This window comes from Flavobacterium sp. (assembly GCF_035760125.1).
In the GTDB taxonomy this organism is placed as follows: Bacteria; Bacteroidota; Bacteroidia; order Flavobacteriales; family Flavobacteriaceae; genus Flavobacterium.
Genome location: NZ_DASTTN010000130.1, coordinates 1 through 6,125 on the forward strand (window position 1 = coordinate 1; position 6,125 = coordinate 6,125).

The 6,125-nt window shown below is 33.0% G+C and carries 6 protein-coding genes; 4 read left to right on the forward strand and 2 right to left on the reverse strand.

Annotation, left to right across the window (positions count from 1 at the left end):
• Window positions 1-2,061 (reverse strand): TonB-dependent receptor (locus tag VFS71_RS05265; protein WP_326399805.1); only part of this gene is annotated, 2,061 nt, incomplete at its 3' end.
• A gap of 502 nt (window positions 2,062-2,563) precedes the next feature.
• On the opposite strand from VFS71_RS05265, the gene ychF reads away from it, so the two are divergent.
• Window positions 2,564-3,658, forward strand: a complete 1,095-nt coding sequence (ychF, locus tag VFS71_RS05270) for a redox-regulated ATPase YchF (protein ID WP_326399807.1) — start codon at window positions 2,564-2,566, stop codon at window positions 3,656-3,658.
• Window positions 3,659-3,757: 99 nt separating this feature from the next.
• Window positions 3,758-4,279, forward strand: a complete 522-nt coding sequence (locus VFS71_RS05275; RefSeq protein WP_326399808.1) for an NAD(P)H-dependent oxidoreductase — start codon at window positions 3,758-3,760, stop codon at window positions 4,277-4,279.
• Window positions 4,280-4,300: 21 nt separating this feature from the next.
• On the opposite strand, the gene VFS71_RS05280 is transcribed toward VFS71_RS05275, so the two are convergent.
• Complete coding sequence (locus VFS71_RS05280) at window positions 4,301-4,606, reverse strand: hypothetical protein (RefSeq protein WP_326399809.1); 306 nt, start codon at window positions 4,604-4,606, stop codon at window positions 4,301-4,303.
• Between the two features lie 241 nt (window positions 4,607-4,847).
• Between VFS71_RS05280 and VFS71_RS05285 the strand changes: the two genes are divergently transcribed.
• Both VFS71_RS05285 and VFS71_RS05290 read left to right on the forward strand, forming a co-directional pair.
• Window positions 4,848-5,540, forward strand: coding sequence for an ABC transporter ATP-binding protein (locus VFS71_RS05285; RefSeq protein WP_326399810.1), 693 nt, complete (start codon window positions 4,848-4,850; stop codon window positions 5,538-5,540).
• 1 nt (window position 5,541) lies between these two features.
• A partial coding sequence (locus VFS71_RS05290) for an LIC_10190 family membrane protein (RefSeq protein ID WP_414655986.1) occupies window positions 5,542-6,125 on the forward strand: 584 nt, incomplete at its 3' end.

Consider the following 6,125-nt stretch of genomic DNA (forward strand, 5'->3'; position numbering starts at 1 on the left):
AATTCCTGCTCCAGGCACAAAAGAATATTGCGATTTTTGAGTGTAGATTTGATGCAAAGTAGGTGCTCTAAATCCAGTTGAAACAGAACCTCTTAAAGTAACTTTGTCATCAAGAAATTTATATCTTGAGCTTAATTTCCAAACTGTAGCATTTCCAAAATCGCTATAGTCTTCGTAACGAGCAGTACCATTAATTAAGAAATCTTTGGTCACATCATAAGCTACATCTAAGTAAGCTCCAAAGTTGTAACGATTCCATTTTCCAGAATTTTCAGGACGGTTACCAGCAAATGAATCAGCTCCTAATCCGTCCCAAGAGGCTTTATCTCCTTCTTGAACACCAAAAGTTTCTGTTCTAAACTCCGATCCAAAAGCTATACTGATATGATCCGAAAGCGTTTTTGAAATATCTATATTTCCCACGATATGGTTAAATGAAGTTCCTCCTGGTTTGAAGTAGATAGGGCTATTTTCTTGATACACATGCTCGCCTGTAGCAGGATCAATAATATCTGATCTATTTACAGAGTTTTGCACAGTATAAGTTTGGCTATTTCCTCCTGTAGTGATACTAACATCACTCTTCCATCCATTCTTTGTAGTAGTAAAGCCCAAAGTAGCGTTATAATCATTCAAATCTCCCTCAAAAGTTGGAACATAACCTCTGTATGCCGCAGCAGAACCATTACTGAAAAAATCTTTGTAATAAGTTGGATAGGCAGCTCCAACTCCCCAATTTGGAATAGTTGAATTTTCAAAAGGATTTTTAATTGATCTCCAGTATGGAGTTCTGTAGTTAGCATATGAGTTTACTTTTTTATAAACATAAGCTGCATTATAATACAAATTTGTATTTTCGTTTATTTCGTTTCCACCATTGATTTCAAATTTAGCAGCAGCCGTTTCGGGAGATCCATTGATATTTCCAGCGTCTGGTTTTTCTTTTAAAAAATCAACAACAGATTGTTTACCAGTTGTATTTCCTTGGTTTATTGTAGCGAATTTTGCATTATAATCTGAAGATCCTTTATAAGCGGCAAAAGTTGCTTCCTTTTCTGCTTCTGTCATTCCAGATATGTCAGTACCCCCCAAAGTATTGTCATCATTAACATAACTACCATATACATCAGGATTTACTTTTACGAAATCATTAAAATCACCATCAGCATCAACTTTTCCAGGCCTATTTGCAAGATTTACTTTAGAGAAATCGATCGTGTAATTTAGAAAACCTTTATCTCCTACTGTGGTTCCGTTGTTTACAGTAACACCAAGCATTTCCCCATCACCTTCAGCTGTAATACCAGTTCTTAAAGTTACTGAACCATCGGTACTATTCTTTTTCAAGATAATATTCATTACCCCTGCAATTGCATCAGAACCATATTGAGCAGAAGCACCATCTCTTAAAATCTCAACTCTTTCGATAGCCTCAGTTGGAATAGCTGATATATCAGCTCCTGTTTCTCCTCGTCCTGGAGAGGTTTGGACATATAATAATGAGCTTAAATTTTTACGTTTACCGTTTATTAAGATTAATGTTCTACTAGGTCCCATATTTCTTATTTCATATGGATCCAGTAATGAAGTAGCGTCATTTACTGGTGTATTTACAGTATTAAAGGACGGAATTCTGTACTGCAATGCCTTATCAAAAGTCGCTTGTCCTGTAGCTGTCAAATCTTTCGAGGACAATACATCAATTGGTAATGCAGTTGTAGTATTACTTCGAGGAGCAGTACGAGTACCTGTAACAACAACTTCCTCTAGCTTTTGACCACCCTCTTCTTCTTCTAAATTAACATCGACAATAGCTGCTGAAGCTGATTTTGTAACTGTAATAAAGCCTACATAACTAAAAACTAATGTGGCTCCTTCATTTACATTTAGTTTGTAACTACCATTCATATCAGTAGATACTCCGTTTTTTGTTCCTTTTTCCTGAACATTAACTCCTGGAAGCGGAGAACCCGTTTTGTCTTTTACAACTCCCGAAACTTCTTTTTGGGCCATCATAAACGTGACATTTAACAAAAAGAATAATAGCGCGATTTTTTTCATAATCATTAAGTTTGGTTGGTTATTGGTTAATTATAGGGGCTAATATAACATAATATTAACATAAAAAATATATAATGTTATATTTTATCTAAAATTTTGAAAATATTTATCAATACAGTAATTCCAAACAGTCATAACTATTAGAAAAAAAGTAATCGGCAATTATATAGGTTTAATTTATGTTTTTCTTTTTTCTGATATATTTATTTTATAGGTTAATTTTTAGACAATTGTCAATATTAGCTTTAATAATGGTAGCAAGACTTAAAACAAGAGAAAGTACATTCTATTTTAGTAAAAACCATTTAACCTAACCAAATTGCTGTTTTTTGCGTTGTGATTAGATAAAAATTTTAGTACTTATAGGTATTCTTGCATGCTAAGTGCAAAAGGAAGGGGAATATTTGTGGAGTAATGTCTTTATATCTTATATTTGCAAACTTTAAAAAAGGAATTACTAAAGACAAGTAATAGACAACTGTTATTTGTAAACAAACATATCATGAAAGCAGGAATTGTAGGATTACCAAATGTTGGAAAATCAACATTATTCAATTGTTTATCGAACGCAAAAGCGCAAAGTGCCAACTTTCCATTTTGTACTATCGAACCTAATATTGGAGTTGTAAACGTTCCAGATCCAAGAATCAATAAATTGGAAGAACTAGTAAAGCCAGAGCGCGTTCAAATGGCCACTGTAGATATCGTTGATATTGCAGGTTTGGTAAAAGGAGCTAGTAAAGGAGAAGGTTTAGGAAACCAGTTTTTAGGAAACATCAGAGAGTGTAATGCTATTATTCATGTTTTGCGTTGTTTTGACAATGACAATATTGTTCACGTAGATGGAAATGTAAATCCTATCCGCGATAAAGAAACCATCGATATTGAACTGCAATTAAAAGACTTAGAAACGGTCGAAAAACGTTTAGAAAAAGTAAACCGTGCAGCAAAAACTGGAAATAAAGAAGCGCAAACTGAAAAAGCACTTTTAGATCGAATCAGAGAAAGTTTGTTGCAAGCAAAATCAGCTAGAACAATTATTCCTCAAAGTAATGATGAAGAAATTTTGATGGAATCATTTCAATTGATCACTGCAAAACCAGTATTATATGTTTGCAACGTTGATGAAAATTCAGCAGTTTCTGGAAATAAATATGTAGATCAAGTCCGCGAATTGGTAAAAGATGAAGATGCTGAAGTAATTGTACTTTCTGTAGGAGCCGAAGCTGATATCACTGAATTAGAAAGCTACGAAGAGCGTCAAGTTTTCTTAGAAGATATGGGATTAACTGAGCCAGGAGCTTCTGTTTTAATTCGTGCTGCTTATAAATTATTGAAGCAACAAACGTATTTCACTGCCGGTGTCAAAGAAGTTCGTGCTTGGACAATCAATATTGGATCAACTGCACCACAAGCTGCAGGAGTTATCCACACCGATTTTGAAAAAGGATTCATCCGCGCCGAAGTGATTTCGTATGAAGATTACGTTCAATACGGTTCAGAAGCAAAAGCCAAAGAAGCTGGGAAATTCAAAGTCGAAGGAAAAGAATATATTGTAAAAGATGGTGACGTAATGCATTTTAGATTTAACGTATAGTTTTTAGAAAATAGAAGGAAACCTGCAAGAGTTATTTTGCAGGTTTTTTTTATTTTATAATGTTTCAATTTTCATTACTTTTAAAAAAAACAAAATAACATGAAAATCATCGCCTTTGCCGGAAGTCCAAGCAAAAAATCCATCAATAAAAAATTAGCGACTTATGCAGCTGGTTTGTTTGAAAATATTCAAGTTGAAGTATTGGATTTAAACGATTATGAAATGCCGTTATTCAGTGTCGACAAGGAGGTAATAATTGGTCAGCATCCTTTAGCTAAAGCATTTTTAGACAAAATAGCAACAGCCGATATTTTAGTAGTTTCCCTTGCCGAAAACAACGGAAATTATAGCGCCGCATTCAAAAACACTGTCGATTGGTGTTCCAGAATAAACGGAAAAATATTTCAGGAAAAACCAATGCTACTGATGGCCACTTCGCCGGGTGCAAGAGGTGGAGCAAGCGTCCTGGAGATAGCCAAAAATAATTTCCCCCGTTTCAACGCCGATATAAAAGCTATATTTTCATTACCTAGTTTCAATGATAATTTTGATGTAGATGCGAATGTGATTTCAAATCCAGAGCTAGATAATCAATTGAAAGAAATTGTTAGAAATTTTTAAATCGAACCATAGAAATATAGACTAACTCTTTTCTTTATTACTTTTTATCCAATATGTGTATATCCAAGTCAGAGTAAAAGAAGGAACAACATCAGTAAATGGCAATATTTCTTCAACAAAAGTTAAAACACCAGCGACCTTCCCTACTCTGCCTTCGTACATTTTGGTCATCAAAAAACCAGCAAGCGGTGCCCAAACTACATCCCCAAACTCTCCTATTCCCGGAATGGTAAAGGACAATAGACCGATAGCGTCAAACAAAATTCCTAAAACTAATTTTTTACTTTTTAGGTTATTATTTACTGCAACTGTATTTTTACTTTCCATTTTTTGAAATTAAATTGATATAAATATACAAATCTAACCGTTATTTTTCAGAATTTATCCTGTAGAAAAATCACTTTAATATGCTTATGAAATTTTATAAAATTAAAAATATTTAAAAATCAACACTTTAACAATCACCTCCAATTCATTAACATCAATTTATAATTTGGTTATCCGATAAAAAAAAATTATACGAGGATTAATTACCAAATACTTTGTTTCTTTGTAAAAACAGTTCGAAATGATACACGCAAAAAATATACATAAATATTACGATCAACTTGAAGTATTAAAAGGAGTGGATTTACATATTAAAAAAGGCGAAATCGTTTCTATAGTTGGAGCTTCAGGTGCTGGAAAAACAACACTATTGCAAATTCTGGGAACATTAGATAAACCTAGTCCAACAAAAAATGGATCTGAAAATCAAACTCCAGAAAATGGCACTTCGCTTTTCATAAACAATGAAGATATTTTGAAAATGAATGACAAATCGTTATCCAAATTCAGAAATTCAAATTTGGGATTTATTTTTCAATTTCATCAATTACTGCCAGAATTTACAGCATTGGAGAATGTTTGCATTCCAGCTTTTATTGCCAATAAATCAAAAACTGAAACCGAAAAAGAAGCCAAAAAATTATTGGAATATTTGGGTTTATCACACAGAATAAACCACAAACCCAACGAACTCTCTGGCGGAGAACAACAACGCGTTGCTGTAGCACGAGCATTAATCAACAGACCTGATGTTATTTTTGCAGATGAACCTTCAGGAAATCTAGACACTCACTCTGCTGAAAATTTACATCAGTTATTTTTTCAACTGCGAGATGAATTTGGGCAAACTTTTGTAATTGTAACCCATAATGAAGAATTGGCCAATATGGCTGATAGAAAATTAGTAATGACCGATGGACAAATAATGCTATAAAATGGTTTTGATTCTTTTAAGTTGGATTTATATATTTTTTTCGACAATCAATCTTGGTTTTGTCACTGACAGAATCCTAAGATTAAAGAATCAAAACTTTGTTATCCATACGGTTTTAGGTCTTTTTACCACCACTATTTTCACTAGCATTTGGGCTATTTTTGGAAGAGTAAACTTTGAGTTTCATATTGTTCTTCTTTTTGTCAACCTTGTTGTTTTTTTAAAATTTCAAAAAGAAATTCAGCTTATTTATAAATTATTTTTTGAGCAATTACTTTCACTAACTACTCCTTTAAAAATAGCGTTAGGTATTATTGTTATTTTGATTCTGGCTCAAAGCGCTTCCATTCCTTATATTTTAGACAACGAATCTTATTATATTCAGACAATAAAATGGATTAATGAATATGGTTTTGTAAAAGGTCTGGCTAACTTACATTTTTTTCTGGCTCAAACAAGTGGTTGGCACATTCTGCAGAGTGCATATAATTTTTCTTTTTTATACGATAAATTCAATGACATAAGTGGTTTTTGTCTTTTACTCGGAAATACATTCTCAATTATAAAGTTGAATGATTATTTTAA

Coding starts and splice junctions, on each gene's coding strand:
- ychF (WP_326399807.1), top strand. CDS start 2,564: ATGAAAGCAGGAATTGTAGGATTACCAAATGTTGGAAAATCAACATTA.
- VFS71_RS05275 (WP_326399808.1), top strand. CDS start 3,758: ATGAAAATCATCGCCTTTGCCGGAAGTCCAAGCAAAAAATCCATCAAT.
- VFS71_RS05280 (WP_326399809.1), bottom strand. CDS start 4,606: ATGGAAAGTAAAAATACAGTTGCAGTAAATAATAACCTAAAAAGTAAA.
- VFS71_RS05285 (WP_326399810.1), top strand. CDS start 4,848: ATGATACACGCAAAAAATATACATAAATATTACGATCAACTTGAAGTA.